The 24074-nt window shown below is 63.8% G+C and carries 22 protein-coding genes, 2 tRNA genes and 2 pseudogenes; 5 read left to right on the top strand and 21 right to left on the bottom strand.

Annotated features, from left to right (window positions below):
• Positions 1-152 precede the first annotated feature (152 nt).
• Complete coding sequence (locus tag FJ418_RS03195; RefSeq protein ID WP_140863521.1) at positions 153-1526, bottom strand: aspartate aminotransferase family protein; 1374 nt, start codon at positions 1524-1526, stop codon at positions 153-155.
• Between the two features lie 10 nt (positions 1527-1536).
• On the bottom strand, positions 1537-2376 hold the full coding sequence (locus FJ418_RS03190; protein WP_140863519.1) for a GNAT family N-acetyltransferase: 840 nt from the start codon (positions 2374-2376) through the stop codon (positions 1537-1539).
• A 320-nt stretch (positions 2377-2696) separates the two neighbouring features.
• Between FJ418_RS03190 and FJ418_RS03185 the strand changes: the two genes are divergently transcribed.
• Positions 2697-3365, top strand: coding sequence for a haloacid dehalogenase type II (locus tag FJ418_RS03185; protein WP_140863518.1), 669 nt, complete (start codon positions 2697-2699; stop codon positions 3363-3365).
• Positions 3366-3381: 16 nt separating this feature from the next.
• Complete coding sequence (locus FJ418_RS03180; RefSeq protein ID WP_140863516.1) at positions 3382-4656, top strand: FAD-binding oxidoreductase; 1275 nt, start codon at positions 3382-3384, stop codon at positions 4654-4656.
• A gap of 34 nt (positions 4657-4690) precedes the next feature.
• On the opposite strand, the gene FJ418_RS03175 is transcribed toward FJ418_RS03180, so the two are convergent.
• From FJ418_RS03175 to argE, 6 genes and pseudogenes are all read right to left on the bottom strand, one after another.
• Positions 4691-6148 carry an NAD-dependent succinate-semialdehyde dehydrogenase gene (locus FJ418_RS03175; RefSeq protein ID WP_140863514.1) on the bottom strand — a complete coding sequence of 486 codons (1458 nt, stop codon included), beginning with the start codon at positions 6146-6148 and terminating at the stop codon, positions 4691-4693.
• 18 nt (positions 6149-6166) lie between these two features.
• Positions 6167-7210, bottom strand: coding sequence for a tartrate dehydrogenase (locus FJ418_RS03170; protein ID WP_140863513.1), 1044 nt, complete (start codon positions 7208-7210; stop codon positions 6167-6169).
• A gap of 10 nt (positions 7211-7220) precedes the next feature.
• Positions 7221-8684, bottom strand: a complete 1464-nt coding sequence (locus FJ418_RS03165) for an aldehyde dehydrogenase family protein (protein ID WP_140863511.1) — start codon at positions 8682-8684, stop codon at positions 7221-7223.
• 156 nt (positions 8685-8840) lie between these two features.
• Positions 8841-9194, bottom strand: a pseudogene (locus tag FJ418_RS03160) (cupin domain-containing protein).
• Between the two features lie 24 nt (positions 9195-9218).
• Positions 9219-10142, bottom strand: coding sequence for a glyoxylate/hydroxypyruvate reductase A (locus FJ418_RS03155; protein WP_140863509.1), 924 nt, complete (start codon positions 10140-10142; stop codon positions 9219-9221).
• 10 nt (positions 10143-10152) lie between these two features.
• On the bottom strand, positions 10153-11277 hold the full coding sequence (gene argE / locus FJ418_RS03150; RefSeq protein WP_140863507.1) for an acetylornithine deacetylase: 1125 nt from the start codon (positions 11275-11277) through the stop codon (positions 10153-10155).
• 235 nt (positions 11278-11512) lie between these two features.
• On the opposite strand from argE, the gene FJ418_RS03145 reads away from it, so the two are divergent.
• Positions 11513-12415, top strand: coding sequence for a GNAT family N-acetyltransferase (locus FJ418_RS03145; RefSeq protein WP_140863505.1), 903 nt, complete (start codon positions 11513-11515; stop codon positions 12413-12415).
• A 475-nt stretch (positions 12416-12890) separates the two neighbouring features.
• Here FJ418_RS03145 and FJ418_RS03140 read toward each other — a convergent pair.
• A pseudogene (locus tag FJ418_RS03140) lies at positions 12891-14073 on the bottom strand (IS256 family transposase).
• Positions 14074-14526: 453 nt separating this feature from the next.
• Here FJ418_RS03140 and FJ418_RS03135 point away from each other — a divergent pair.
• On the top strand, positions 14527-15690 hold the full coding sequence (locus FJ418_RS03135) for a helix-turn-helix domain-containing protein (protein WP_140863504.1): 1164 nt from the start codon (positions 14527-14529) through the stop codon (positions 15688-15690).
• A gap of 39 nt (positions 15691-15729) precedes the next feature.
• Here FJ418_RS03135 and FJ418_RS03130 read toward each other — a convergent pair.
• From FJ418_RS03130 to FJ418_RS03085, 10 genes are all read right to left on the bottom strand, one after another.
• Positions 15730-15805 (bottom strand) — tRNA-Phe (locus FJ418_RS03130).
• A 165-nt stretch (positions 15806-15970) separates the two neighbouring features.
• On the bottom strand, positions 15971-16192 hold the full coding sequence (gene yacG, locus FJ418_RS03125) for a DNA gyrase inhibitor YacG (RefSeq protein WP_140659616.1): 222 nt from the start codon (positions 16190-16192) through the stop codon (positions 15971-15973).
• Complete coding sequence (locus FJ418_RS03120) at positions 16189-16815, bottom strand: Maf-like protein (RefSeq protein WP_140679459.1); 627 nt, start codon at positions 16813-16815, stop codon at positions 16189-16191. Before FJ418_RS03120 ends, yacG begins: the two co-directional genes overlap by 4 nt.
• Before the next feature lie 127 nt (positions 16816-16942).
• Positions 16943-17161 carry a translation initiation factor IF-1 gene (gene infA, locus FJ418_RS03115; RefSeq protein WP_006200926.1) on the bottom strand — a complete coding sequence of 73 codons (219 nt, stop codon included), beginning with the start codon at positions 17159-17161 and terminating at the stop codon, positions 16943-16945.
• Between the two features lie 176 nt (positions 17162-17337).
• Positions 17338-17787: a low molecular weight phosphatase family protein gene (locus tag FJ418_RS03110; RefSeq protein ID WP_281407555.1), complete on the bottom strand. Its 450-nt coding sequence runs from the start codon at positions 17785-17787 to the stop codon at positions 17338-17340.
• 235 nt (positions 17788-18022) lie between these two features.
• Positions 18023-18508, bottom strand: coding sequence for a UPF0262 family protein (locus FJ418_RS03105; protein ID WP_140648026.1), 486 nt, complete (start codon positions 18506-18508; stop codon positions 18023-18025).
• A gap of 2 nt (positions 18509-18510) precedes the next feature.
• A complete protein-coding gene (gene hisD, locus FJ418_RS03100) occupies positions 18511-19803 on the bottom strand; it encodes a histidinol dehydrogenase (protein WP_140863500.1) in 1293 nt (430 codons plus the stop codon).
• A 7-nt stretch (positions 19804-19810) separates the two neighbouring features.
• Positions 19811-20245 (bottom strand): DUF2948 family protein, encoded by a 435-nt coding sequence (locus FJ418_RS03095; RefSeq protein WP_140648024.1) that lies wholly within the window; start codon positions 20243-20245, stop codon positions 19811-19813.
• Between the two features lie 92 nt (positions 20246-20337).
• On the bottom strand, positions 20338-21630 hold the full coding sequence (gene murA / locus FJ418_RS03090; protein WP_140863498.1) for a UDP-N-acetylglucosamine 1-carboxyvinyltransferase: 1293 nt from the start codon (positions 21628-21630) through the stop codon (positions 20338-20340).
• A 139-nt stretch (positions 21631-21769) separates the two neighbouring features.
• Positions 21770-21988: a hypothetical protein gene (locus FJ418_RS03085; protein WP_140863496.1), complete on the bottom strand. Its 219-nt coding sequence runs from the start codon at positions 21986-21988 to the stop codon at positions 21770-21772.
• Positions 21989-22213: 225 nt separating this feature from the next.
• On the opposite strand from FJ418_RS03085, the gene FJ418_RS03080 reads away from it, so the two are divergent.
• Positions 22214-22288, top strand: a tRNA-Thr gene (locus FJ418_RS03080).
• A gap of 45 nt (positions 22289-22333) precedes the next feature.
• On the opposite strand, the gene FJ418_RS03075 is transcribed toward FJ418_RS03080, so the two are convergent.
• Positions 22334-23080, bottom strand: coding sequence for a GGDEF domain-containing protein (locus tag FJ418_RS03075; protein ID WP_246682925.1), 747 nt, complete (start codon positions 23078-23080; stop codon positions 22334-22336).
• Positions 23081-23334: 254 nt separating this feature from the next.
• Positions 23335-24039 (bottom strand): thermonuclease family protein, encoded by a 705-nt coding sequence (locus FJ418_RS03070; protein ID WP_246682922.1) that lies wholly within the window; start codon positions 24037-24039, stop codon positions 23335-23337.
• Between the last annotated feature and the right edge of the window lie 35 nt (positions 24040-24074).

The following is a 24074-nucleotide window of genomic DNA, read 5'->3' as shown; positions in this document are numbered from 1 at the left end:
AGGCCTGGAAATCCGGGCTTTCTGGCCTTGTCTTCTCAGCAGTCTGGCACTTCCCCCGCGCTGGATTCGCCGAAAAGGCGTGAGGGGGCGGCACAAAATTGCGAAATCGTCTGCCCCGGCGATATTTCGAGACACGACATACTTCGCCGCCATCATGCCAGGGCCTGGCGGACGTCTGGATCGTCAAGCGTCTGGTCGAGCGTCCGGCGCGTGCGCTCGATGATCGCATCGATGTCGGCATCGGTGCAGCAGAGTGGCGGTGCATAGCCGATAACGCCATGCGCAAAGGCACGGATGATGAGGCCATTGTCCCAAGCCCTGTCGAAGACGCGCCGCGCCGGCATGGCCGACGCCGGAAGCGGCGTCTTCTTCTGTTTGTCGACCACCAGTTCTATCGCGGCAAGCATGCCGCGGCCGCGCACGTCGCCGACGAGGGGGTGGTCGCTCAGGCTTGCCAGTCCTGCCATCAGGCGGGCGCCGGCCTTGATGCCATTCTCCAGAAGGCCGTCTTCGTAGAGCTTCAGCACCTCGAGCGCGACGGCGGCGCTGACGGGATGGGCGGAATAGGTATAGCCGTGACCGACGGCCGAGGCGCCCGCGCCATCGGCGATGACGTCGTAGACATGATCGGCCATGAACACGGCGCCCATGGGAACATAGCCCGAGGTCAGACCCTTCGCCGTCGTCATGAAATCGGGAACGATGTCCTCATCAGTGCAGGCGAACAAAGGCCCCGTGCGGCCGAAACCGGTGATCACCTCATCGGCGATGAACAGGATGCCGTACTCCCGGCAGAGTTCGCGGATCGCCTTGATCCAGCCCTTCGGCGGGACGATGACGCCGCCGGAGCCCTGGATCGGCTCTGCATAGAACGCGGCGACCCGCTCCGGCCCGAGCTCCTCGATCTTGGCCTTTAGCGCGGCGAGCGATGCGGCGATGATCGCCTTGCCGTCCTCGCCGACCGGGTTGCGGTATGGATAGGGGGAGGGGATCTTGTGCTGCCATTCAAAGGGAATGCCGAAGCCGGCGTGAAAGGCGGGCAGGGCGGTCAGGCCCGCGCCGACCACCGACGAGCCGTGATAACCCTGTTCGATGGAAATGAACTGATCGCGTTGCGGCTCGCCTTTGGCATTCCAGTAGTAGCGGACGAAACGGATCGTGCTGTCGACCGCGTCCGACCCGCCAAGCGTGAAGAAGACGTGATTGAGATCTCCCGGCGCGCGCTCGGCCAGCTCCGAGGCGAGGCGGATGGCCGACTCCGAGCCGAGGTCGAAATAGGCGGTGGCGTAGGGAAGCTCGCGCATCTGCCGGGCCGCCACCTCGACGATGCTGTCGTGGCCGTAGCCGGCGTTGACACACCACAGCCCCGCGAAACCGTCGACAAGTTGCCGGCCGGACGCATCGGTCACGGTCGCGCCCTTCGCCGATTTCAAGATGCGCACGCCGAGCGCCTCATGACCACGGTATGAAGAGACCGGGTGGATGAGATGAGCGCGGTCGAGTTCGATCAGGGAATTGGCGAGCATTGTTGTCCTCCTAGCCGAGCGCCTGGTTGGCGAGGGCGTAAACTTTTGGCCTGGCCTGTGCCGCGACCGTCTTGGGCGGACGGTCCATGGCCACGCCGCCGCCGACATGGGTGAGCCCGATTTCCTCGAGCCAGCCGGCGATGCCGGTCCCGCTGCCGGTATCCACGCGCAGGAAGGCGCCGGCGCGCGGGGCGGCGAAGAAGCCGATCAGGGCCTTCGCCTCGTCGATACCCCCCGCGATGACCGGACCAATCACCTCGCCGTGTCCGAACGGGCGGATCGCGGCATAGGCCTCGATGGCGCCGTCGCGGCGGATGACGGCGAATTGGCCGCGCTCGGCCAGCGCATCGATTAGAGCTCCACGGTCGGCGCCATAGGCGTCGCGGTCCAGCGCCTTGATTTCAGGCAGATCGTCGATGCTTGCAACCTCTACGCCATTGGGCTCGCCAAGCTCCGTAACTTCGCCTTGATGCTGCAGAATGGTGCCGGAGGGCACGAATCCCAGTTTCTCATAGAGAGGCATGCCGTCCGTCGTCGCGACGAGTCGCAGCGGACGGTCCCCGGCCAAGGCGAAGGCCTGATTCATAAGCCGGCGCCCAAGCCCCTTGCCGCGCGTGTTCCTGTCGACGATCACCATGTTGATCATGGCGCAATCCGCGCCGTAGGGCGTTACCAGGATGGTTCCGGTGACGCGGCCCTGACCGTCGAGCGCGACCGCGCCGTTCGAGAGTTGCAGCGCCATCTGCCAGTCCTGCGGGCGGTGCGGCCAATTCTCCTGGCGAGAAAGCACTAAGGCTCCCTCGATATGGTCGGGCCCGAAGGCCCGGAGTTCGATGTCGCCCTGCGGCATGAGGCATCCTTCCGTCTGACGACAAGTTTCGACCATCGGCGCGCCGCAGATCATCTGAAGGCTTTGGCTTCGACAGTATCTTTCGCCGTAGCGCGATGGGTGCGCCGCATCTTGTGCTGACACCGTCCGCGGCGGGATGCGCCTCACACCGCGCACACCGCCACAATCGGCACGCCAGATGCTACAGCGTGCCAAACCGGATAGCGGATACGGAACTTTCTGCTTTCGGAAGGCCTATTTCGGTCAGGTGGGCCGCCGCCTGCCGTCCTATGATGAAAGACATCCCAGCGCGGATGCGCTTCCACCGGAGATCGACGGACATGGCTTCCTTCAGGCCCAAATACATCACCTTCGACTGCTATGGCACGTTGACCTTTTTCCAGATGGCGGAAGCGGCGCGCGACCTCTACGGCAGCCGGCTCGACGAGCCGCGTATGCAGGAATTCATCAGGAACTTCGCAGCCTACCGGCTCGACGAGATCATGGGCGACTGGAAGCCCTATGCCGACGTCGTCCACAATGCGCTCGAGCGCGCTTGCAAGCGCAACGGCGTCGCCTTCAGCCCGGACGACGCCAGGATGGTCTATGAGCGCGTGCCGACTTGGGGACCTCACGCCGACGTCCCAGCGGGCCTGGCGAAGGTCGCCAAGGAAATTCCACTGGTCATCCTGTCCAACGCGATGAATGCGCAGATCATGTCCAATGTCGAAAAGCTCGGCGCGCCGTTCCATGCCGTCTACACAGCCGAGCAGGCGCAGGCCTACAAGCCCCGTTTCAGAGCCTTCGAATACATGTTCGACAGGCTTGGTTGCGGCCCGGAGGACGTTCTTCACTGCTCGTCCTCTTTCCGCTACGACCTGATGTCCGCGCACGATCTCGGCATCAAGAACAAGGTATGGGTCAATCGCGGCCACGAACCGGCCAACCCGTATTACGGCTATGTCGAGATATCAGACATTTCGGGTCTTCCAGGCGTCGTCGGTCTCTGAAACAGGCGGATTGCCGATGAAGTTCGTCTCCTACTGGCACGACACGGCCCCTGTCTTTTCCGGCGGGGCGGAAGGCCCCGTCGAGGGGCATTACGATGCCGCCATCATCGGCGGCGGCTTCACCGGCCTAGCCGCCGCGCGCCAATTGGCGAAGGCCGGCGCCAAGGTGGCCGTGCTGGAGGCGGAGCGTGTTGGCTGGGGCGCATCCGGGCGCAATGGCGGGCACCTCAACAACGGCCTCGCCCACAGCTACCTCTCCGCCAAAGCGGAGCTCGGCAAGGAACGGGCAATCGCGCTCTATCGGGCGCTGGACGATTCCGTCGACACCATCGAGGCGCTGGTCGCCGAGGAAGGCATCGACTGCAATTTCCGCCGCGCCGGCAAGCTGAAGCTCGCCTCCAAGCCGCAGCATTTTGCATCAATCGCCCGCAACTTCGAGGCCCTGCATGCCGAGGTGGATCCGGATACGGCGCTGCTGTCGGCGGGAGATCTCAAGTCCGAGATCGGCTCACCCTTCCACGGTGCGATGCTGTCGAAGAAGAGTGCCATGATGCATATGGGCCGCTATGTGGCGGGTCTCGCCACTTCAGCCGCCCGCCACGGCGCCGTGATCCACGAGGACGCGGCGGTCACCGATCGCAAGCACGCCGGTGGCAGGCATGAGCTGACCACCTCGCGCGGCCGCATCAGTGCCGATAATGTGCTGGTGGCGACCGGCGCCTACACGACTCCGAATTTCAGCTACTTCCGCCGCAGGATCATTTCCGTCGGCAGCTTCATCATCGCCACGCGGCCACTGAGCGACGCCGAGATCGCCGCGGCAATGCCCGGCAACCGGACATGCGTGACCTCGATGAACATCGGCAATTACTTCAGGCTTTCGCCGGACAATCGCCTGATCTTCGGCGGCCGCGCACGCTTCTCTGCGACATCGGACCAGCGCTCCGACGCCAGGAGCGGACAGATCTTGCAGGCGGGTCTCGCGGCGATCTTTCCGCAACTCGCCAAGGTCGAGATCGACTATTGCTGGGGCGGGCTGGTTGACATGACCAAGGACCGTTTCCCGCGCGCCGGCTACCATGACGGGGTCTGGTACGCGATGGGCTATTCCGGCCACGGCGCGCAGCTTTCCACCCATCTCGGCATGATCCTGGCCGATGCCATGCTCGGCCGCGAAGATCGCAATCCGATGAAGGGGCTCGAGTGGCCGTCCATTCCCGGTTATTCCGGCAAGCCTTGGTTCCTGCCGATGGTCGGCCTCTATTACAAGGCGCTCGACCGGATTCAGTGATCGCCGATCCGGCCCGGCTTCGGCAAGAACCGCCTCAGCCGAGCCCGCCGATGTGGAAGCTCTTCATCTCGAGATATTCCTCGATCCCGGCCTGGGCGCCCTCTCGCCCGAGGCCGGACAGTTTGACGCCGCCGAACGGCGCCACCTCCATCGAAACCGAGCCGGTGTTCAAGCCCACCATGCCGAACTCCAGCGCCTCGCCGACGCGCCAAGCGCGCTTCAGGTTCTCGGTGTAGAAGTAGGAAGCAAGCCCATAGGGCGTGCCGTTGGCGATCGCGATCGCTTCTTCTTCCGTCTCGAAACGGAAAAGCGGTGCGACCGGACCGAACGTTTCCTCGCCGGCGAGGTCCATTTCATTCGTCGCACCGGCCAGCACCAGCGGCGCGACATACTGAGGGCCCTCCGGCAGCACCGGCTTCTTGGTGACGATCGTCGCGCCTTTGGCGAGCGCGTCCTCGACATGGCGGTTGATCTTCTCGACCGCCGCCATGTTGATCATCGGCCCGATGGCGACGCCGGCCTGGGTGCCAGGCCCCACCGTCATGGTGTTGACGCGCGCGGTGAGCTTCGCGGCGAAGGCCTCGTAGACGCCGGCCTGGACGAGGATGCGGTTGGCGCAGACGCAGGTCTGGCCGCCATTGCGGAACTTCGAGACCAGCGCGCCCTCGACGGCGAGGTCGAGATCTGCGTCGTCGAAGACGATGAAGGGTGCATTGCCGCCGAGCTCGAGGCTGAGCCGCTTCACGCTGTCGGCCGCCCCGCGCATCAGCAGCGAACCGACCCGCGTCGAGCCGGTGAAGGAGATCTTGCGCACGGCCTCGTTCGCCATGATCTCGTTGCCGATTTCGGACGGCATGCCGGTGACGATGTTGATGACGCCGGCCGGAATGCCCGCACGCTCGGCGAGCACGCCGAGCGCCAGCGCCGAATAGGGCGTGAACTCGGACGGCTTGATCACCACCGTGCAGCCGGCGGCCAGCGCCGGCGCGACCTTGCGGGTGATCATGGCGTTGGGAAAATTCCACGGCGTGATGATGCCGCAGACGCCGACCGGTTCCTTCATCACGATGATACGGCGGTCGGATGTGGGCGAGGGGATAGTGTGGCCGTTGACGCGGCGTGCCTCCTCCGCGAACCATTTGACGAAGGAGGCGCCGTAGCGGATCTCGCCCTTGGCCTCATCCAGCGGCTTGCCCTGTTCGGCAGTCAGGATCAGCGCCAGATCGTCAAGATGCGCATGCATCAGGCCATGCCAGGCTTCCAGCAGAGCCGCGCGCTCGGCGTTGGTCTTCTTCCTCCAGTCCCGATATCCGGAGGCCGCAGCTTCGATGGCCGCGCGGGTCTCCCGACCGGCCATGTCGGGCACTGAGCCAATCGCCGCCTGGGTCGCCGGATCGATGACATCGACGGTCTTGCCAGAGCCGGCAGCGACCCACTGACCGCCGATCAGGCCGGCTTCGCGGAAGAGGCTTTTGTCTTTCAGGTTTTTCATCGCAAACGGCCTTGCAAATCAGTTGAGTGCCGCGACGACGGCGGCTGTGATGGCGTCTGTCTTGTCCTTGCCGGGAATGGTTCCAACACCGCGCGCGGTCGTCGCTTCGAGCGCCTTCATCACGCGCTCGGCCGCGGCCTTTTCGCCGAGATCGTCGAGCATCATGGCACCCGACCAGATGGTGGCGATCGGATTGGCGATGCCCAGATGCGCGATGTCGGGCGCCGAGCCGTGCACCGGCTCGAACATCGACGGCGCCGAGCGGTCGGGATTGATGTTGGCGGAGGCGGCGTAGCCGAGCCCGCCCTGGATCGCCGCGCCTATGTCGGTCAGTATGTCGCCGAACAGGTTGGAGGCGACCACCACGTCGAGGCTCTCCGGCGCCATGATCATGCGCGCGGCGAGCGCATCGACATGATAGCTTGTCACTTCGACGTCAGGATAGTCCGCAGCCAGCTTTCGCGTGATCTCGTCCCAGAACACCATCGAGTATTTCTGCGCGTTGGACTTGGTGACGGATGCAAGTTTGCCGCGCCGTGTCCGCGCCTGCTCGAAGCCGAAGCGCAGGATGCGTTCGACGCCGGCGCGGGTGAAGATCGAGGTTTCCACCGCGACCTCGTCCAGAGTGCCTTGATGCACGCGCCCGCCGGCACCGGAATATTCGCCTTCGGTGTTCTCGCGAATGCACAATATGTCGAAGCCTTCCGCCCGCAGCGGGCCTGTCACGCCCGGCAGCAGGCGGTGCGGCCGGATGTTGGCGTATTGCACGAAGGCCTTGCGGATCGGCAGCAGCAGACCGTGCAGCGAAACCGAATCCGGCACCTCCGCCGGCCAGCCGACGGCGCCGAGAAGGATGGCGTCAAAGCCGCGCAAGGTCTCGATGCCGTCCTCCGGCATCATGCGGCCGGTTTCCTTGAGGAAGCGGCAGGACCAGGGGAACTCGGTTGCGGTCAGGCAGAAGCCGGAGTGTTGGGCCGCCATTTCCAGCACCGTCCAGGCGGCAGAGGTAACGTCGCGGCCGATACCGTCACCGGGGATCAGGGCGATCGAATAGGATTTCATCGGCATCTCTCTAGAGGCTGATCAGGACGCTCTTGGTCCTGCGGTTGGCGAGATAGGCCTCGCGGCCAAGGTCCTTGCCGATGCCGGAGCGCTTGTAGCCGCCGGTCGGCAGGATATGGTCGCGCGAGCGGCTGTAGCGGTTGACCCAGACGGTGCCCGCTTCGAGCTTGCGCGCGAAACGGATCGTGCGGGACAGGTCTGCGGTGAACAGGCCCGACGCCAGCCCGTAGGTCGGATGGCTGGACAGCACCAACGCCTCCTCCTCGCTCTCGAAGGTCTGGACGGTCAGGACAGGACCGAAGATTTCCTCGACGATCGCTGGATTGTCTTGGTCGACATCTGCGATCAGCGTCGGCCGGTAGAAATAGCCTGGACTGTCCATAAGGCCGCCGCCGGTCAGGCATTTGCCGCCGGCCCCGATCGCGGCCCGCACGATGTCATCGATACGCGCCCGCTGCCGTTCCGAGATGATTGGCGAATATTGGGTCGCGTCGTCCCAGGTCGGGCCGGGGCGTGCTGTCCTCATCTTCTCCAGGATCGCGGCCGTCAGCCGGTCCGCCACGTTCCTCTCGACGATCAAGCGCGTGCTGGCGACGCAGGCCTGGCCGGCATTGAAAGTGACGCTGCCGGCGATGGCCATTGCGGCCTTGTCCAGATCGGCATCGGCAAAGACGATCTGCGGGCTCTTGCCGCCGAGTTCCAGTGTCATCGGCTTGACACCGGTGCGGGCGACATTCTCCATGATGGCCGATCCGGCGCGGGTCGAGCCGGTGAAGCTGATCTTGGCGATCTCCGCGTGGCCCGTTAACGCGGTGCCGGTCGTCGGACCGTCGCCCAGCACCAGGTTGATAAGCCCCGCCGGCAGACCGGCTCTGACGGCGAGTTGCGCCATATAGACGGTCGAGAAGGGCGTCATTTCCGATGGCTTCAGAACGACGGCATTGCCGGCCGCCAGCGCCGGGCCGAGTTTCCAGCCGGCCATCGAGATCGGAAAATTCCACGGCGTGATCGCCCCGACCACGCCATAGGGCTCGCTCATGATCATGCCGAGACTGGCGTCGTCGGTCGGCGCGAGCTCGCTGCCTTCCTTGTCGGCGAATTCGGCAAAGAAGCGGATCTGCTCGGCGGTGACGGCGATGTCGCCGGCAACGAGCTGGCCGACGGGCCGGGTGGAGCACAGAGCCTCGATTCTGGCCAGCGTTGCGGCTTCCGCCTCAATCAGGTCGGCCCAGGCCTGGAGCGCCTTCGTCCGCTCGCGCGGCCGAACACCGCCCCAGTTGCTGGACTTCAGCGCCGCCTTGGCGCTTTCCACCGCACGGTCGACCATATCGACGCCGGCCACGGGACAGTCGGCATAGGCCTTGCCGTCGGAGGGGCGACGCATCTCGATCCCGCCCTTGGTCGAAATCAGTTCCCCGCCGATGAAATGGCCATTGGGAAGGGGGATCGTATCGGGATCGAAGCTCAGGCTCATGGGCAAACCACTCGGCAGCATTGATCCGAGCCTAGCGCTTGCCGGCACGCAGCATTCGCTGTTCGGTGATCCACCGCCGACGAATGTTGCGTGCCGGGCGCGAGAGACGGCAAAATCTTTCGCGGGAAGCTGGCCCTCCTGGCCCGAGGGTTCTGTCTAGCCCACCGTCACATAGATCTTGCGCACCGTCTCGATGGTCTTCCAGACACCGGTGAAGCCCGGCTTCATCACGAAACTGTCGCCGGCGCGGTAGGTCACGGCCTCGCCGCGGTCGGGCGTGATTTCGACCACACCGGACAGGATGTGGCAGAATTCGAACGTTTCCCCCTTGATCTAGCGCGTCTCGCCCGGAGTCGCCTCCCAGACGCCAGTGTGGACGAGATTGTCCTTGGCGGCGTCCTGCGCCCAGGTCTTGAAGGCGGGGTTGCCGGCAATCAGCCGTTCAGGCAGCGCCCCGGATTCGCGCGGCTGGAAGGCAGGGCTGGGATCGACGGTCTTGAGCAGGGACAAGGGACGGCCTTTTCATGTTGGACTTCAATAGCCGCGCGACCGATCGACGAGCCCGATGGGATCAAGACCGGCGCGATAACGCCGGATGTTTTCGACAACGGCTTGCGCAGCGCTGGTGGGCTGGGTGACACTGGCGACATGCGGGGTCAGGATGACCTTCGGGTGCGACCAGAACGGATGGCCCGCTGGCAGTGGTTCGGGATCGGTGACGTCGATCATCGCCGCAGAAAGATGGCCGCTGTCGAGCGCGGCGACAAGGGCTTCGTGGTCGAGCTGCGACCCCCGGCCGGTGTGGACGAGCGCAGCGCCCTTGGGCAGTTGCGCAAACAAGCCGGCATCGAGCAAGCCACGCGTCTCCTCGGTCAGCGGCAGCAGGCAGACCAGTATGTCGCTGGTTGCGAGCATCTCCTCCAGTCCGAGCTCGCCATGATGACAGGTCACGCCCTCGATCCGTCGGGGGGAGCGGCTCCATCCGGCAAGCGGGAAGCCGAAGGGCTTCAGGCGGTCGAGGACGGCTTGGCCAAGCTGTCCGAGGCCGAGAACGCCGACCTGGCGCGATCCAGCCTGCGGCTGCGCGATATCGGCCCATTCGCCGGCGCGCTGCTGCGCCAGATATCCAGGCAGGTTGCGGTGGAGCGCGAGCACGGCAAGCGTCACATATTCCTGCATCATGCGCACGATGCCTTCCTCGATCATGCGCACGATCTTCACATTCTCAGGCACAGCATTGAGGCGAAGCTGGTCGACGCCGGCGCCGATGGAAAACAGGATTTCCAGTTTCCTGTAACGGGCGAGGTTATCCGGCACGGTCCAGCTGATCAGATATCGCACGGCGTCGGGATCGACCGTCGCGGCATCCATCGTGAAGGGGACGCCAGGCAGTTCTCTCGCGAATGCCTCGCGGAAGATCGCGCCGCGGCGCGCATCGGAATTGAACAGGAATGTCATTCCGTTCCTTTCATGCCGCGCAGCGGGCGCCCAGGGCCTCGATCAATCGCTGACAGGCGATGAGCTCGCTGGCAAGGATGTATTCGTTGGGTTTGTGGGCGCGGTCGATGTCGCCGGGTCCGCAAATGATCGCATCGAGCCCGGCGGCCTGGTAGAGCCCGGCCTCCGTGCCGTAGCTGACGGCGGCGAGCGGCGTTTCGCCGGTCAGTTCGCTCAGCAATGTCGCGAGTGCCGCGTCCTGCGGCAGCGACAGTGCAGGGTAGGCGCTCATCGGTGTCCACTCGACCCGAAAGCCATCGGCTGCAAGGGCCTCGGCCCGTGCCTTGACGGGTGCGAGCAGGATTGCCGGGTCGACTCCGGGTATGGCGCGCGCCTCGAGGTCCAGACTGCAGGCGCCGGGGATGATGTTGACCGCCTGTCCGCCCGCCACGACGCCCGCCTGCAGCGAAGAGTAGGGCGGCTCGAAGGCGGCGTCGAACGGACCGTGTGTCAGCCGTTCAGCTTCGCTCACGGCCGCGCTCAGCGCATGGGCCATGGCATGGATGGCGTTGAGCCCGAGATCGGGCCGGGAGGAATGGCCGGCGTGGCCCCGGATCGTCACCCGAGCCGCCGCCTTGCCCTTGTGCCCGCGCACGGCGCGCATGCCACTCGGCTCACCGACAATGACGCCGAGCGGTTTTGCGCAAAGTTCGGGAAGGCGGGCAATCAGATGCGGCACACCGCGGCATCCCACCTCTTCGTCATAGGAGAAGGCGAAATGGATCGGCTTGGCGAGGCGCAGTCCCGCAAGCATCGGCACAGCCGCGAGTGTTGCGGCCAGAAATCCCTTCATGTCCGTGGTGCCGCGCCCATAGAGCCGGTCGCCCTCCTTGCGCAGCGCGAAAGGGCTCGAACTCCATTGCGGCTCGCTGGCGGGAACAACGTCCATATGGCCGGACAGAATATAGCCAGGGACGTCGGCGGGGCCGATCGTCGCGAACAGATTGGTGCGGTCGCCTTCCGGCCCCGGAAGCAGGGTGACCTGCATTCCATGTTTTGCCAGATAGGCCTCGACCCAGTCGGCAATATCGCCGTTCGGCTTGCCGGCGACCGATGGAAAGGCGACGAGACGATCGAGGATGTCGAAGACGTCCATTCCAGCCCTCAAAACGTTCGGGTTCGCCGGGATCGGTGCCGTCGACCATAGTTGCAACATTGCCGGAAGGATGTGTGCGTTCTGACGCGATTGCATGCCGAAAGCGGAAATGTTTCAGTTGAATCTTGCGTTGGCACGTGACTTTCAAGCAAATCGTACGGGTCTGTTTGTTTAGCGTTGGTAGACAGAGGGCGGCTGCGGGGTGTCGTCAATTTTGCGGGAATCTTTCAGAGGCATGGACTTGAAGCCGTCCGGAAGCTTGAAAATCGACACATTCTCGATGCGGATCGGCGACATCGAAGGCGTCGAACTGGACCGCTTGCACGCGCACTCACTCGCCGTGGGATGGCCGCATCGCGCCGAGGACTGGCAATTCCTGCGTGAATCGGGAGAGGGATTCGTGGCGCTCGACGAGATCGGCCGGGTTCTCGGTTCGGCCATGTGGTTCGCGCATGGTGCCGATTTCGCCACCGTGGGGATGGTCATCACCTCGCCGCGGCTGCAGACGCTGGGGGCGGGGCAATGGCTGATGAAGCGGGTCTTCGAGAAGGTCGCCGGGCGCGATCTGCGCCTGAACGCAACGCGCGCGGCAAGGCGGCTCTATCTCTCACTCGACTTCCAGCCGGAGAAGACCGTCTATCAATGCCAGGGCATCGCTCGCACCGAAGCAATCGGCAGATTGAAGGAGGCGCGGGGCGACGTCCGGATTTTGGGCGCGAAGGATGTTCCCGCAGCGATCGAACTCGACGCGGCAGGATTTGGCGTAAGGCGGGCGATGCTCATCGAGAAGCTGTTCGCGCACTCGACCGGCTATGGTCTTTTCAGCGGTGATAAGCTGAAGGCTTTTGCGCTCTGTCGGCCGTTCGGGCGGGGCCTTGTGGTGGGACCGGTCGTGGCCGGAAACGACGCCGACGCCGTCGCGGTCGTCCAGTCGCACGTGGCCGATCATTCAGGATCTTTCCTGCGGATCGACACCCACATGGACAGTGGCGAGTTCGCCGCCTTTCTGTCGCACAGCGGGTTGCCGGTTTTCGATACAGTGCTCACCATGTCGATGGGCAAACGCCTCACTGATTTTGCCGTCGGCGGTGCAACTGCGCCGGTGACCTATGCCCTTGCCAGTCAAACGCTCGGGTAGTTCAGTCCAGGATGCGTGCCGTCGCAGATGTCCACGCCTCGCCGGCACTCTTGCTGCGCTAGGCGGGAGAACCGACATCGAGGCAAGACGGTTTTTCGCAACTATGCTGGATCAAACGCAGCGGACGAAACTGGAGTGTCACAGCCTTCCAAATTGTGAGGCGAGCGCGGATCAATACGGGTCACAGATGTAGCCAGGCTTCGATGGTGAAGCGTCGCAGAACCATACGGAACGATACCGGAATACCGACAAACTTGGCCCACGAAAAATCAAATAAAATCAATGGTTTTTGCCCATCCTCCGGGCCCACCAATCAATACGGCGCGCCGTCGATTGGTGTTCAATACCGTCACAACCGTGGTGGTGATACCGGAAAGTCTTGGGGGTGCGGCTGAACGAAGCAGGATGGCGGGCCGAGTCGACATAGCGGGTTGTGTGCGTCAAGTTCTGCAAAAGGGGCGGCCATGGATACTGGTCATGCGGCTTGGCGCAGGGCGAGCTTCTTGTGCTCGCGCAGGTCGTCCATGTTGATGTATCGGCTTGCCTCCATCCAGTTTTCGTTGGTCTCGACGGCCAACGCCCTGACCAGGCGCAGGCAGCTTTCGGTGTTCGGGAAGATGCGCACGACATAGGTGCGCCGACGGATTTCCTCGTTGAGCCGTTCAAGCATTTCAGATGCTTGTGGCGTTGGCGCGGCAGGCGGAAGAAGGTCAGCGTATACTCGATGGTCTCCTCCACCCACGTCGTCAGCCGCGGATAGCGGCCCGACCATTTGGCAAGCCATTGGCGAGATCGGCCTTGGCCTCGGCAAGATCGCGCCGGTCGTGGAGCCAGCGCAGCTCCTGCAGGCAGTCGTCGCCATGCTTCCTCGGCAGGTGATCGAGCGCGTTCCTGAGGAAGTGCACGTAGCAGCGCTGCCAGGCGGCTTGCGGGATCACCTCGCCGGTCGCCGCGACCAGGCCGGCATGGTCGTCGGACACTACCAGTTCGCCCCTGAGGCCGCGCGCCTTGAGCGCGACGAGGAAGTCCTTCCAGGCCGAACGGCTCTCGCGATTGGCCATCTCCACGGCCAGGACCTGGCGCCGGCCGTCCCAGTCGATGCCGACCGCGATCAGCACCGCCTGGCTCATGACGATGCCGGCCTCGCGCACCTTCTCGTAGCGGGCGTCGAGGATGAGGTAGGCAAAGGGCTCTTGAAGCGGCCGCTCGGCGAAGGCCTTCAGGCTCTCGTCCAGCCGCTTGTTGATGGCCGAGATCGACGAGGCCGAGAACGCATGCCCGCACAGCTCTTCGGTGATCGCCTTGACCTTGCGGGTCGACACGCCCTGCACATACATCTCGGCAAGCGTCGCCACCAAGGCGCGCTCCGAACGCTGGTAGCGCTCGAACAGCTCGGTGGAGAAGCGCCCCTGCCGGTCCTGAGGAACCCGCAGCTCAAGCTTGCCGACACGGGTGACAAGCGTGCGGCCATAATAGCCCGAGCGATAGCCCAGACGCTCCGGCATGCGCTCGCCTTTCGAAGCCCCCAGCGCCTCCTCCATCTCGGCCTCGAGCACCTCCTGCATCACCGCACGGATCACTTCGTGCAAACCCTCTGGGTTCGAAAACAGAATGTCTTTAACGGCGGCGCCGGCAGTCTTATTTTCAGTCTTGGTCATGGGGGCGTTCCTTCGCGGGAATCAGGTGACGTTGAACATCACCAGCCTGCCATGACCGCCCCCTCTCTCAGCGAATTCCCAGAACTCTAAGCACACTACCTGGAAGCGGGGCGAGCGTTTCGGCACTTCACATCAGAAAGGGCCATTCGTGAGACCTCCCTCTGGCTGTTTCGATACCAACAGGATGTCCAATACCAACGGAAATACCACCCCTGCGCTCCGTTGGACCAAATACGCCGAAATTCCGCGAAAGACGCCTGCCCACGCCCTTTCTTGTAAAAAGATGAGCAATTTCAGTGCTTTGGAGAAACTCAAGCGTAGGAGCTTCGGCGAAAGGGAATGTCGGGAGAAGTGCCCTTCCCGGGAGATGGGTGACAGTTCATTCCGGATAGATGGGTTACACTTTCGGCCCTTTGCGAGGAGAGCAAGGTGCCTTGGAAGGAGTGTAACGTCATGGAAGAGCGGCTGAAGTTCATCGCCCGGCTGCTGGACGGCGAGAAGATGGCCGTGCTTTGCCGTGAGTTCGATATCTCGCGCAAGACCGGCTACAAGATCCTCACGCGCTACAACGACAGCGGCCTTGAAGGGCTGACGGATCGGTCGCGTCGGCCCTACCGCCATGCCCATCAGCTTCCGTTTCAAATCGAGAAGCTGATTGTGCGTCTGAAGCAGGACAAGCCGACATGGGGTGCGCCGAAGATACGCGAGCGGTTGGCCAGGCTGTACCCGGATGTGCACCGGCCCGCGATCTCGACGGTGCATGCGGTTCTGGACCGGCATGGCATGGTCGAGCATCGCAAGCGAAGGCGCAACAGGGCGACGGGGACACCGCTTTCAAACGGCTATCGCCCCAACGATCTTTGGTGTGCCGACTACAAGGGCGAGTTCATGCTCGCCGATCGGCGCTATTGCTATCCGCTGACGATCACCGACTTCGCCAGCCGGTATCTCATCGCCTGCGAGGCGCTGTCGACCACCAAGGAGGCCTATGCCTTCACCGTGTTCGAAAGCGTTTTCAAGGAGTTCGGCCTGCCCAGTGCGATCAGGACCGACAATGGCGTTCCCTTTGCCTGCCCCAATGCGCTGTTCAACCTCAGCAAGCTGTCGGTCTGGTGGCTACGCCTGGGCATCGACATCGAGCGCATCAAACCGGGCTGCCCGCAGCAGAACGGGCGCCATGAGCGGATGCACCTCACCCTGAAGAAGGAAACCACCAAACCGGCTGGCGCCAATTTTCTTCAGCAGCAGGCCAGATTCGATGACTTCATCGATGAGTTCAATTCAGAACGCCCGCATCAGGCGCTCGACATGGACTGTCCAGCCGAGCGCTATCAACCTTCAACGCGGCCCTATGCCGGCCTGCCAGATCTCGACTATCCGGTTCACGACAAGGCCGTCACCGTCACCACCTGCGGCCGCATCTGTTACAATCGCAGGAAGATCAACCTCAGCCTCGTCTTTGCCGGCCAGACCGTCGGCATCAAACAGGTCGAGGACCATATCTGGCTGACTAGCTTCATGGACTATGATTTGGGATACTTCGATGATGAGACATGCAGGCTCGAACCGCTCCAAAACCCCTTCGGGCCAAAAGTGTTACCCATGTCTCCGGTATAAACCGTAACCCATGTGTCCGGAACGGACCCCAAGAGGGGATGGTGCCCAGAGGCGGATTCGAACCACCGACACGCGGATTTTCAGTCCGCTGCTCTACCAACTGAGCTATCTGGGCCTGTGCCGGCTAAAGGGATACGCCCGCCGGGTTTCGCGAAGGGCGCCGGCGGCGCCCCTTGAAAGCGCGTGGGTTATAGCACGGGAATTCTGCCTGTCCAGCGCCTAGGTGTTGATTTCGTCAGGAAAGAAAAATCGCCGGGAAACGGCCCGTCGCCGGCTGCGCTCACGGCTCGTCCTTGGGCGTCGGACCCGGCTTCGGGCTGTCCTCTTCTTCCTCTTCGCCGTCGCGGACGGGGATGACATAGGCGCCCTTCAGCCAGCGATTGAGGTCGATGTCCTTGCAGCGCGCCGAGCAGAACGGGTAGTGCTCGCGCGCCGAGGGTTTGCCGCATTCGGGGCAGGGCCGCTTCGGCCTCAGCGGCGTGACCTTGTCGTCCGGACTCATGAGCGCGAAGCGTGCCAGTTCTGGTGCGCCTTGAAGCCCTCGCCCGAAAGCAGCGCCACGCTCTCGTAGAGCGGCAGGCCGACCACATTGGTGTAGGAGCCGACCAGCTTGACGACGAACGAACCGGCCAGGCCCTGCACGGCATAGCCGCCAGCCTTGCCGCGCCATTCGCCCGAGGCGACATAGGCGTCGATCTCCTCGCGCGGCAGCCGCTTGAAGCGCACCCTGGTTTCCACCAGCCGCTGGCGCAGCTTGCCGCCGGGCGTGATCAGGCAGATGCCGGAATAGACCCGGTGCGAGCGGCCGGAAAGCAGGCCGAGGCAGTTGATGGCATCGTCGATCGTCTCGGCCTTGGGCAGGATGCGCCGCCCGACCGCCACCACCGTGTCGGCGGCGAGGATGAAGGCGGGTGCATAGTCCTCCTCGCTCTTCAGCGAGGCCAGCGCCTTCTCGGCCTTGTCCTTGCAAAGGCGCTTGGCCAGCGAGCGCGGATGCTCGGCGCGCAGCGGCGTCTCGTCGACATCGGCGGGCAGCACCCGGTCCGGCTCGATGCCAGCCTGCTGCAGCAATTCGATGCGGCGCGGCGAACCCGAGGCAAGCACGAGCTTCTGCAGGATGCTCATGTGAGCATGATGCCGAAAAGTGTGAAGCGGTTTTCGGGCAACATCATGCTCCACTCTTTGATTTGGAGCCGGATGATTTCAGGTCGAACAGGCCTGAAATCATCCGGCTCTAGCTTCGCGCGGACTGTTACTTGAAACGGTAGGTGATGCGGCCCTTGGTCAGGTCGTAAGGCGTCATCTCGACCAGGACCTTGTCGCCGGTCAGCACGCGGATGCGGTTCTTGCGCATGCGGCCGGCCGTGTGGGCGATGATTTCGTGTTCGTTTTCGAGCTTCACGCGGAACATCGCATTGGGCAGCAGTTCGGTGACCACACCTGGAAACTCGAGGACTTCTTCCTTCGGCATTCGATACCTTTGCTTGGATGGGCGTTCCGGCGCCTAGAGCACGATGCCGAAAAGTGTGAAGCGGTTTTCGGACGACATCATGCTCTACTCTTGATCTGGAGTCGGACCTGAAATCACCCGACTCCAACCGGAATTTGCGCGGAACCTATATGATAATCATCCGCTTGTGAACAAGCTTAATCCGGGGCGCTTTCAGCCCCCGGTGCCGCAAAACGTCGACTTATGCGGGTTTTCAGGCGCTCGCGCACGTCGCGATAGGCGGCCATGATGTGCTCGCGCGTGCCGCCGGTGTCGGTCGGGTCGGGCATCGGCCAGTATTCGACCTCGACGGCGAGCGATCGGGTGAGCTCGAGGGCCGCATGATGCGCTTCCGGCGCCAGCGTGACGATCAGGTCGAAATAGTCGTCTTCGAGCTCCTCCAGCGTCCTGGGCTGGCGCTCGCCAAGCGACAGGCCATCTTCGGCAAGCACCGCGTCGACGAACGGATCGCGCTCGCCGGCGCGCACGCCGGCGGAAGCGACGAAGGTGGTGGCCGGAAGCATGCGGCGCGCCAACTGTTCCGCGATCGGCGAGCGCACGGCGTTCATGCCGCACAGGAACAGGATCGAGTGCGGCAGGGCGGCCACTAAAGCATGGTCCCAAAAAGTGGGAACCGGTTTTTGGAAAAGATCATGCTCCAACCAGAGAGCATGATCCCGAACCGGAGGTCAGCGCACGCAAAAAGTGGGAACCGGTTTTTGGAGAAGATCATGCTCCAACAAAAGAGCATGATCCCGAAAAGTGGGAACCGGTTTTCGGAAAAGATCATGCTCCAACAAAGAGCTGGATCAGGACGGTGTTTCAACGAAACATCATCCTGATCTAGCCCCGCCAGTGCAGCACGCAGACCAGCGTGAACAGCCGGCGCGCCGTGTCGAAGTCGATCTCGATCTTGCCGGCGAGCCGGTCCATCAGCGTCTGCGAGCCCTCATTGTGCAGGCCACGCCGGCCCATGTCGATCGCCTCGATGTGGCTCGGCGTCGAGGAGCGGATGGCCTCGTAATAGCTTTCGCAGATCAGGTAGTAGTCCTTGACGATGCGCCTCAGCGGCGTCAGCGACAGGATGTGGGTGACCACCTCGGCGCCGTTTTCACGGCTGACGGCGAAGACCAGACGTGACTCGGCCAGCGAAAGCTTCAGCCTGTATGGACCGGCGCCGTCATCATTGATCGGCCGAAACCTATTCTCCTCGATGAGGTCGAAGATCGCCACGGCCCGCTCGTGCTCGACGTCGGGCGTCGAACGTCCGATCGATTCGTCGAGCTCGACGTCGATCAGCCTGTCGCGGATTTGGTCGTGGCCGGACATCGCTACATGTTCAACCTGATCGCGACGGAGCGGGCATGGGCATCGAGGCCTTCCGCCTTGGCAAGCGCGATCGCGGCGGGCGCCAGCGCCTTGAGTTGATCCGGCCCGAGCTTCAGGATCGAGGTGCGCTTGACGAAATCGAGCACGGACAGACCTGACGAGAAACGCGCCGAGCGTGCCGTCGGCAAAACGTGGTTGGAGCCGCCGACATAGTCGCCGATGACCTCCGGCGTATGGCGGCCGATGAACACGGCGCCCGCGTTGCGCATCCTGGAAAAGAAGTCCTCGGCATGGTCGAAAGCGAGCTCGACATGCTCGGCCGCGATCCTGTCGACCAGCGGCAGCGAGGCCTCCAGCGTCGGCACCAGGATCACCGCTCCGAAGTCGCGCCAGCTCGCGGCCGCTGTCTCGGCGCGCGGCAGCACCTTGAGCTGGCGTTCGACCGCCTGCTCCGCCGCCTTGCCGAATTCGGCGTTGTCGGTGATCAGGATCGACTGCGCGGATATGTCGTGCTCGGCCTGCGCCAGAAGGTCGGCCGCGATCCAGTCCGGATCGTTGTCGGAGTCGGCCACCACCAGCACTTCCGACGGCCCGGCGATCATGTCGATGCCGACGGTGCCGAACACCTGGCGCTTGGCTGCCGCGACATAGGCATTGCCCGGACCGACGATCTTGGCCACCGGCCCGATCGTTTCGGTGCCGTAGGCAAGGGCCGCAACGGCCTGCGCGCCGCCGACGCGGTAGATCTCGGAAACGCCGGCAAGGTCGGCGGCCACCAGCACCAGCGGATTGATGACGCCGCCCGAGGCCGGCACGACGATGACGATGCGCTCGACGCCGGCGACCTTGGCCGGCACCGCGTTCATCAGCACCGAGCTCGGATAGCTCGCCGTGCCGCCCGGCACGTAAAGGCCGACAGCTTCGATAGCCGTCCAGCGCGAGCCGAGCTCGACACCGGCGGCATCCGTATAGCGGTCGTCCTTGGGCTTCTGCCGCTCGTGATGCGAACGGATACGCTCACGCGCGAATTTGAGCGCCTCGACGGTCGCCGGATCAGCCGCCTCATAGGCCTTGGCGATGTCGTCCTTCGAGACGGCGATGCCGAGCGCGTTGAGATCGGCCTTGTCGAACTTCAGCGTGTAGTCGATCAACGCCTTGTCGCCTTCGGCGCGCACGCGCTCGATGATGCCGCGCACCACGGCCTCGACGTCGGCAGACACCTCGCGCTTGGTGGTGAGGAAGGCCGAAAAGCGTTGCTCGAAATCGGCGTCCTGCTGTCGGAGCGTAATCGCCATTGCGCTTTTAGCCTCTGTGCACGGGTCGCGAGGTGGCTTCCCAGGAGCCGCCGACATCGGCAAGCCGTGCCTCGACGCATTCGACGTCGAGCATGATGGTGCCGCCGCCCGAAAACACCAGTTCGACGATGCCAGCCGGCTTGCTGATGGCGATGAAGCTGATCGCCAGCAGCGACAGCACCTCGGCCGGCTTGTCGCGCGCAATGCCGCTGGTCTTGGCGCCGAGTACGCGATCGAAATGCAGAACGCTCTGGCGCCGTTCATTGTGCTGGCGGAACAGGCCGGATTTCGCTTCCCAGACGAAGCGGTTCATGGTCAGCACGAAGCGCTTGGCCGCCGGCAGATATTCAAGATCGGAGACCTTTATCACGGCATCCTGGACATGCGCCGAGACGATGCTCAGATCCTGTTCGTCGAGCGCGATGAGCTTGAGAGCTGCCATGCCGAATGCGCACCTGAAGGTTGATAATTCAGCCCTCTGTTATGCGGTCTTTCCCGCCGGTGCAACTCGCCCGAGGCAGATGCGGGTAAGCGTCAGCCCGAAATCCGCTCGATCACCGCGCCGCAGCCGGAAAGCTTCTCTTCCAGCCGCTCGAAGCCGCGGTCGAGGTGGTAGACGCGATTGACCGTGGTCTCGCCCTCGGCGGCAAGGCCGGCGATCACCAGCGACACCGAGGCGCGCAGGTCGGTCGCCATCACGGGCGCGCCCTTGAGCTTGGCGACGCCGTCGACAATCGCCGTCTGGCCGGAAAGCGCGATGTGGGCGCCCAACCGGGCGAGCTCCTGCACATGCATGAAGCGATTCTCGAAGATCGTCTCGGTGATGCGCGACTTGCCCTTGGCCATCGTCATCAGGCCCATGAACTGCGCCTGCAGGTCGGTCGGGAAGGCGGGGAAGGGGGCGGTCGTGACGTCGACCGGCGCAATGCCGGCGCCGTTGCGCTTGACGCGGATTCCCTCATTGGTCGGCGTGATCTCCGCGCCGGTCTCGACAAGAACGTCGAGCGCGGTCTGCAGCAGATCGGGTCGGGCGCCGTGGAGCATCACGTCGCCGCCGGTCATGGCGACGGCCATGGCGTAGGTGCCGGTCTCGATGCGGTCGGGGATGACGCGCACGCGGGCACCCGACAGCGCCTCGACGCCGTGGATGGTGATGGTCGAGGTGCCGGCGCCGTGGATCCTGGCGCCCATGGCGATCAGGCATTCGGCGAGATTGACGATTTCCGGCTCGCAGGCGGCGTTCTCCAGCACTGTCTCGCCCTTGGCGAGCGAGGCCGCCATCATCAGCACGTGGGTGGCGCCGACCGACACCTTGGGAAACACGTAGCGATTGCCGATCAGGCGGCCGTTCTTGGTCTTGGCCATGACATAGCCATTGTCGACGTCGAGCTCCGCGCCGAGAACCTGCAGGCCCTCGAGGAACAGGTCGACCGGGCGCGTGCCGATGGCGCAGCCGCCGGGCAGCGACACCTTGGCCTCGCCCATGCGGGCCAGCAACGGTCCGATCACCCAGAAAGAAGCGCGCATCTTCGAAACAAGCTCATAAGGCGCGGTGGTGTCGACGATGTTGCGGGCGGAAAAATTGATGGTGCGCGAATAGCCTTCCTGCTGCTTTTCGCGCCGGCCGTTGACCGAGTAGTCGACGCCGTGATTGCCGAGGATGCGGATCAACTGCTCGACATCGGCCAGATGCGGCACGTTTTCGAGCGTCAGCGTGTCGTCGGTGAGCAGCGAGGCGATCATCAGCGGCAATGCCGCATTCTTGGCGCCCGAGATCGGAATGGTGCCGGCCAGCTCATTGCCGCCGACAATTCTGATGCGATCCATGAGAAAACGTCCCCTCGGCCAGAACAGGCCGGTTTCAATCGGTTGATGCGCCCGGCTTAGACCATTGGCCGGCTTGGTTCAAGAAATAGGATTTTCTTGAAACCGGACCAACTGTGACCGGCCAGTATGGCTGATTTGGTCAGTCCTTGTGCATTTTTCCAGCAGCCGGCAATCCTTCGGACCTTAAATCCGCGTCGCGGGCGCGCTGCTTGTCAGTGTCGCGGGCGCGCCGCGACCGCGTCTGCGCCTTGCGCTTCTGCAGATTGGCGCGCAACGCCTCGGCCAGCCGGTCCTTGCGCTCGCCGTCGCCTTTTTTCGGTGGATTTGCCTTTTTCGGTGGATTTGCCTTGTCGTTCATCGTCCGATCCCTTGCCGGCGGTCAGCCGGCCGCGATTCCGCAATGGCTAGCATTTTAACGCGCCCATGTCATGGAAGCGGGCCGAGAGCCGATTTCACGCTATGGATCAGCCGCGCATGCCGCCCCAAACCCGCATAATTGCCGGCAAGAATTAGATGCGACCCTTTGGGTTTTTCTTGGCCTTGCGCTTACCGGTTCGATATGGCAGAAGCGCCGCCATCGCAGGCTGCGGTAGCTCAGTGGTAGAGCACTCCCTTGGTAAGGGAGAGGTCGAGAGTTCAATCCTCTCTCGCAGCACCAGCTTTCCAGAACATCGAAGTGAGCCTGTCGGGCGATCACGCCGGCTCAGTTGGTGACGTGCGACAGCCGCAGGCCGGCTTCGTCCGAGGCCTCGGCCATGCCTTCCTCCGCGAAGCGGAACATGTCCTCGAAATCCAGCTCACGCTCGAAAATGACGCCGCCGACACTGATCGCAAGCACGTCCTTGTCGCCTTTCGGCGCGAAATAGATCTCGCCGACCGTGCCGCGAATGCGCTCGCCCACGTCCTTGGCGTCCTCTTCGCTCGCGCTCGGCAGGAAGACGCCGAACATCGAGGTTCCGATCCGGCCGATCAGATCGTCCTTGCGCACCGCGGACCGGATGGCCGACGCGATCAGCCGCAAGGCCTCGTCGCCCCATTCGAGGCCGAAACGCAGGTTGATCGACGTCAGATGTTGCGGATGGATGACCAGAAAGGCCCCCGAGCGCGGGCCGACCGGTCTCGCCGCCCTCCTGTCGACCATCGAGGTGAACACCTTGCCGTTCAGGCAGCCGGTCAACTGGTCATAGGTGCCGGACCTGGTGAGTTCCTGCCGGTAGCGGCGCATCTCGATCTGTTGCCAGCCGGTGAGGGCAAACAACGGCAGACCGATGACGATCGGCACGACGATTGCCGTAACGGCCCCGCGGCCGAATGGTGTGAGGCTGTCGCTGAAAAGCAGCAGGTAGTTCAACCCGAGCGAAAGCGCGACGCAGGCGGCGGTGCCAAGCACGGCCAGCAAGATGAGGTGCTTCCACGTTTGAACCGGCGCGGTCGGTGTTTTCGTGGTCAAGGGCCAATCTCCTGTTCGACACATCATTTACAGGAGGCCGGTTACGATTTCGGTGTCAGGAAAGCGTACAATTTGATGCAAGTCAGCATCTTCTCCATGGCAAGCGCTGAATCCGGCGCGCCAGCGGCCGCGGCCCGCGGCTGATGACCGGCCCGGTCGTCGGCCCAGGTTTTAGAATTGCTGAACCGCTCTGACCATTCTGCTTTCACGCAAGTCCGCGAGGAGAACTGGCCACTGACTTTCCCGCTGTCGCGTTATTGCGGTGGGCCGAAAATGCCCATCCGGGCGTTTCTCGCCACCACCTCCGCCTTGCCGTAAATGCCGGTCGGAGCGGCCATCGCCCAGCCGTTTGAAACCAGCCAGGCGCCGACATCCTGCTTGCCCAGCGCGCAGGGCGCCGCGATGGCGAAACGGTCGGCGTCCGGCGGCAGCAGGCATTTCAGCGCCCGGCCGCGCAGCCAGGCGTTGAAGACGGCCCGCGCCCGCTGGCCGCAGGGCCAGGCGGTGTCGTCGAATGTGCAGGTCCTGTCCGGATCTATGTCGACCGTCCCGCTGATGGCGACCGTGCGTCCCATGGCTTCGAAGACCGCCGAGGAGGTCGCGACCGGACCGAAAAGCAGGGTCTCGCGCCAATCCTGCGGCATCGGCGTCTTCGGTCGCGGCGCAAGCCCGAGTTCGCCAAGCGGAGGACGCGGTTCGATGCGCTCGATCCGGGATGGGTCGAGCGGCGGCGGCGCAATGAGATCCTCGGCGATCTTGCGCGCCGGCTGGCCCGGCCGCGCGTCATGGATCGGGGCATGGGAGGCCGCCTTCAGGTCACCGGCGCCCTGAGCCGATGCGATCGAAGCGGGCGGCAGCCGGCGCCCGCCCTCGGCGATCAGCGCCATGCCTGCGAGCAGCCCGAGACCGCCGAGCGCGGACGCCAGCAACGGGCGGCCGGGCGGATTCGCCTGGCTCACGCGCGGAACCCCGCGAGGTCGCGGCGGCTGTCGAT

Source organism: Mesorhizobium sp. B2-8-3, from assembly GCF_006440815.1.
Lineage (GTDB): Bacteria > Pseudomonadota > Alphaproteobacteria > Rhizobiales > Rhizobiaceae > Mesorhizobium.
Note: the sequence above shows the minus strand (reverse complement) of the source record. Positions and strands in the feature narration are given on the sequence as shown.

Excerpts from the sequence above, each read along its gene's own strand:
- FJ418_RS03195 (WP_140863521.1), bottom strand. The coding sequence starts at position 1,526 with ATGCTCGCCAATTCCCTGATCGAACTCGACCGCGCTCATCTCATCCAC.
- FJ418_RS03190 (WP_140863519.1), bottom strand. The coding sequence starts at position 2,376 with ATGCCGCAGGGCGACATCGAACTCCGGGCCTTCGGGCCCGACCATATC.
- FJ418_RS03185 (WP_140863518.1), top strand. The coding sequence starts at position 2,697 with ATGGCTTCCTTCAGGCCCAAATACATCACCTTCGACTGCTATGGCACG.
- FJ418_RS03180 (WP_140863516.1), top strand. The coding sequence starts at position 3,382 with ATGAAGTTCGTCTCCTACTGGCACGACACGGCCCCTGTCTTTTCCGGC.
- FJ418_RS03175 (WP_140863514.1), bottom strand. The coding sequence starts at position 6,148 with ATGAAAAACCTGAAAGACAAAAGCCTCTTCCGCGAAGCCGGCCTGATC.
- FJ418_RS03170 (WP_140863513.1), bottom strand. The coding sequence starts at position 7,210 with ATGAAATCCTATTCGATCGCCCTGATCCCCGGTGACGGTATCGGCCGC.
- FJ418_RS03165 (WP_140863511.1), bottom strand. The coding sequence starts at position 8,684 with ATGAGCCTGAGCTTCGATCCCGATACGATCCCCCTTCCCAATGGCCAT.
- FJ418_RS03155 (WP_140863509.1), bottom strand. The coding sequence starts at position 10,142 with ATGACATTCCTGTTCAATTCCGATGCGCGCCGCGGCGCGATCTTCCGC.
- argE (WP_140863507.1), bottom strand. The coding sequence starts at position 11,277 with ATGGACGTCTTCGACATCCTCGATCGTCTCGTCGCCTTTCCATCGGTC.
- FJ418_RS03145 (WP_140863505.1), top strand. The coding sequence starts at position 11,513 with ATGGACTTGAAGCCGTCCGGAAGCTTGAAAATCGACACATTCTCGATG.
- FJ418_RS03135 (WP_140863504.1), top strand. The coding sequence starts at position 14,527 with ATGGAAGAGCGGCTGAAGTTCATCGCCCGGCTGCTGGACGGCGAGAAG.
- yacG (WP_140659616.1), bottom strand. The coding sequence starts at position 16,192 with ATGAGTCCGGACGACAAGGTCACGCCGCTGAGGCCGAAGCGGCCCTGC.
- FJ418_RS03120 (WP_140679459.1), bottom strand. The coding sequence starts at position 16,815 with ATGAGCATCCTGCAGAAGCTCGTGCTTGCCTCGGGTTCGCCGCGCCGC.
- infA (WP_006200926.1), bottom strand. The coding sequence starts at position 17,161 with ATGCCGAAGGAAGAAGTCCTCGAGTTTCCAGGTGTGGTCACCGAACTG.
- FJ418_RS03105 (WP_140648026.1), bottom strand. The coding sequence starts at position 18,508 with ATGTCCGGCCACGACCAAATCCGCGACAGGCTGATCGACGTCGAGCTC.
- hisD (WP_140863500.1), bottom strand. The coding sequence starts at position 19,803 with ATGGCGATTACGCTCCGACAGCAGGACGCCGATTTCGAGCAACGCTTT.
- FJ418_RS03095 (WP_140648024.1), bottom strand. The coding sequence starts at position 20,245 with ATGGCAGCTCTCAAGCTCATCGCGCTCGACGAACAGGATCTGAGCATC.
- murA (WP_140863498.1), bottom strand. The coding sequence starts at position 21,630 with ATGGATCGCATCAGAATTGTCGGCGGCAATGAGCTGGCCGGCACCATT.
- FJ418_RS03085 (WP_140863496.1), bottom strand. The coding sequence starts at position 21,988 with ATGAACGACAAGGCAAATCCACCGAAAAAGGCAAATCCACCGAAAAAA.